General features: G+C 66.9%; 3 protein-coding genes and 1 pseudogene. All 4 read left to right on the top strand.

The features are described 5' to 3' along the window. A partial coding sequence (locus tag RHBS_RS26570) for a zinc-binding dehydrogenase (protein ID WP_145977629.1) occupies positions 1–526 on the top strand: 526 nt, incomplete at its 5' end. Then, a complete protein-coding gene (locus tag RHBS_RS26565; protein ID WP_128646850.1) occupies positions 523–1,155 on the top strand; it encodes an MBL fold metallo-hydrolase in 633 nt (210 codons plus the stop codon). The genes RHBS_RS26570 and RHBS_RS26565, both read left to right, overlap by 4 nt. A 111-nt stretch (positions 1,156–1,266) precedes the next feature. Next, a pseudogene (locus tag RHBS_RS26560) lies at positions 1,267–1,976 on the top strand (DUF5642 family protein). Between the two features lie 151 nt (positions 1,977–2,127). Next, the coding region (locus tag RHBS_RS26555; RefSeq protein WP_145977628.1) for a DUF4192 domain-containing protein at positions 2,128–2,735 on the top strand (608 nt) is incomplete at its 3' end.

Genomic DNA, 2,735 nt, shown 5'->3' with positions numbered 1-2,735 from the left:
CTGCGGTGGCGTCGGCGATGCCGCGATCGCAGGAGCACGCCTGGCCGGCGCTTCGACGATCATCGCGGTCGACCGTGACCCGGGCAAGCTCGAATGGGCACTCGGCCTCGGAGCCACCCACACCGTCGACTCCTCGGTGGCGGACGCAGTGGAGGCCGTGCAGGAGCTGACCGGCGGGTTCGGTGCCGACGTGGTCATCGACGCCGTCGGTCGCCCCGAGACCTGGAAGCAGGCGTTCTACGCACGCGATCTCGCCGGAACCGTGGTGCTCGTCGGCGTACCGACACCGGAGATGACCCTCGAGATGCCGCTGATCGACTTCTTCTCACGCGGCGGATCTCTCAAGTCCTCCTGGTACGGAGACTGCCTGCCCGAGCGAGACTTCCCGCAGTTGGTGGATCTGTACCAGCAGGGCCGTCTGCCGCTCGAGAAGTTCGTCACCGAGCGCATCACCATCGACGACGTCGAGGCAGCCTTCACCGCAATGCACGAGGGACGCGTCCTGCGTTCCGTGGTGGTCCTGTGAGCGGGCAGTTCCGCGTCCAGAATGTCGTCACCTCGGGCACGTTCAGCCTCGACGGTGGCACCTGGGACGTCGACAACAACATCTGGCTCATCGGTGACGACGACGAGGTCGTGATCGTCGACGCAGCACACACCGCGGCCCCGATCGTCGACGCGGTCGCAGGCCGGACCGTCAAGGCCGTCATCTGCACCCACGGACACAACGACCACGTGACCGTGGCACCCGAACTCTCGGACACCCTGGACGCGCCGATTCTGCTGCATCCAGCCGACGAGATGCTGTGGGAACAGACGCACCCGGGCGTCGGGCACTCGGCCCTCGAAGACGGTCAGCGCATCACCGTGGCCGGAACCGACATCATGGCGTTGCACACGCCCGGACATTCACCGGGATCGACGTGCCTGTATCTGCCGGAAGCGAAGGAGTTGTTCAGCGGCGACACCCTCTTCTCCGGCGGTCCGGGCGCCACCGGGCGGTCGTACTCGGATTTCCCGACCATCATCGGGTCCATCCGTGATCGGCTCTTCGCGCTTCCTGTCGACACCCGAGTCAACACCGGGCACGGCGACGGCACGCGCATCGGCGACGAAGCACCGCACCTCGAGGAGTGGATCGCCCGCGGCAGCTGACTTCGCGACACTGCGGTAGGTCGCCTGCCGCGTTCGAGGTGGTCGTAATGAGACAGTGGTGGGACGCCGGAGCGTGTGCTGCGGCGTCCCACGACCCGAAGAGGACGTCTTGTGAGCCCCGCCGCACGCAGAACCCGCCTGTCCATCGCCGTGACCTCGGCGGCGATCGCAGCTCTCGTGCTGGCCGGTTGCAGCTCCACCGTCACCGGCACTCCCGAGCCCAGCGCGGGTGCCGCTACCTCGTCGCCGCAGTCCGGCGTGGATCTGAACAGACTGCTCATCGACCCGTCCAGCTTCCCGGCACCGTACGACGCCTGGTGCTGCCCCAGCAGGCGATCTCGCAAGCCGCACCCGATCTCAGCGGAATACCTGCCGGCGCAGAAGTCAGCCCGGCAGGATGCAAGCCCGCCGACCAGGACTTCGGCCCGACGGGCACGGCCATGATCGTCGGCACCGACAACGACAGCCGATCCACCATCTCGATCGAGTTGACCGCAGTGGACGAACCGCTCTCGGCGCGCAAGGAGCAACTCGAAGAGTGCGGTGAGGTGACCGCAACCAAGTCCGGCGCTACCTCGACGGTGACCTCCACTCTGACACCGCCCCCGCCCATCGATGCGGACGACACATTGGCCGTCCGCCAGACCGTTGCATCGGGAGCAGGCGGCGACGCCGTCACCCAATCGATGCTGACGTTGATGGCCCAGATCGACGGAGTGCGAGTGTCGGCCACGTTCATGTCGTTCGGCTCGGGCACGCCCGATGCGATGACCCTCGACGAGCTGTTCACCGCGGCAGTCCAGAAGGTCGGCCAGAGCTGACGGAGCCCTAGCAGACGGCACCGACACGAATCGGTCGTCCACAGCTCCGGCGACACGATTGATCCACAACACGGCAGTTCTCCACAGGGCAATACGAAAGCCCAGGTCGAGACTCGGTCGGTCGTCGGGACCCCGGCCAGGATTCTCCGGTATGTACACACCGACGAACTCACACGACAACTTCGACTTCCGCCATCGCGTTCGCCTCGGCCACGCGAGCGACCTGATGGCAGCCGTGCCGGCCATGCTCGGGTTCCACCCGCATCGATCGATGGTGCTCATCGCGGTCAAGGACGGCGGTGCCTGCGTCGGACCCACGATGCGTCACGACCTCGTCCTGGCAGGCGAACACATCGATCGGCGCGCAGGCAGTCACACCCGCGCGACCCCGGAGATGCTCGACGTCATCGGCTACCTGGCCGGCTACTGCGCGATGGAGAACATCCCGGCAGTCATGGCGGTGTTCGTCGACGACAGGCTCGATCGAACCGCCAGAACACCGCATCTGCTCGACGTCGAAGCGCTGGTGATCGAACTCGACGCCACACTCGCATCGTTCGGAGTGCAGCTCGGCGAGGCCCTCGCGGCGTCGGAGATCGCCGATTCCGCCGAATGGTGGACGTTGCGCGGACCGCAGCGGCACGGCGTGATATCCGATCCGTCGGCGTCGCCGATGACCGTTGCCCGCGTGCTCGACGGCTACTCCGTCCGACGGTCCAGGCGCGAGCTGGCCGAGACCATCGCGCCGGGCCCCGACGC

Origin of the sequence: Rhodococcus sp. BS-15 (assembly GCF_000813105.1) — a bacterium.
Taxonomy (GTDB): Bacteria; Actinomycetota; Actinomycetes; order Mycobacteriales; family Mycobacteriaceae; genus Rhodococcoides.
The sequence above is the reverse complement of the archived record's forward strand: the minus strand, read 5'-3'. Positions and strand labels throughout refer to the sequence as shown.